The organism is Staphylococcus sp. EG-SA-2 (genome assembly GCF_017152085.1).
In genome coordinates, this window is sequence record NZ_JACYHC010001277.1 from 1 (window position 1) to 611 (window position 611).

Below are 611 nucleotides of genomic sequence, written 5' to 3' on the forward strand. Positions count from 1 at the left end.
TTTACTTTTAATGCGTACTGAATAAGGTTATTTCAGCGATGGAATAACAAATAAAGGTGGTACCGCGAAACATAAGCTTTCGTCCTTTTTATCCGATTCATTCGGGTACGAAGGACGGAAGCTTTTTATTTTTTCTTATAGGAGGGTCTTAATATGAAGGATACACAGTTAGCCCAAATCACATTAACTGATGATTCAACCGGTGCTATAGCGAATCCAATCCATTTATCTACTGCCTACAAACATCCAAAACTAGGACAATCGACAGGATTTGATTATACACGTACTAAAAATCCTACACGCTCAACATTTGAAACCTGTTTTGCCAAACTTGAGCATGGTATTGCATCATTCGCTACATCAAGTGGAATGTCAGCCATTCAATTAATATGTAATCTATTTAAACCTCATGATGAAATTTTAGTTTCATTCGATTTATATGGTGGCACATTTAGATTATTTGAATTTTACGAGCAACAATACGATATCAAATTTAAGTACGTTGATTTTACAGATTATGAACAAGTTGAAAAAGAAATCACTGATAAAACAGTTGCATTATTCATTGAACCAATATCTAACCCACAAATGATTGCTATTGATGTAAAGCC

General features: G+C 33.9%; 1 protein-coding gene. It reads left to right on the plus strand.

Translation table 11 applies throughout. The annotated features are described in order from the left end of the window. Window positions 1-153: 153 nt before the first annotated feature. Window positions 154-611 (plus strand): PLP-dependent transferase (locus IDG60_RS20670; RefSeq protein WP_206161131.1); only part of this gene is annotated, 458 nt, incomplete at its 3' end.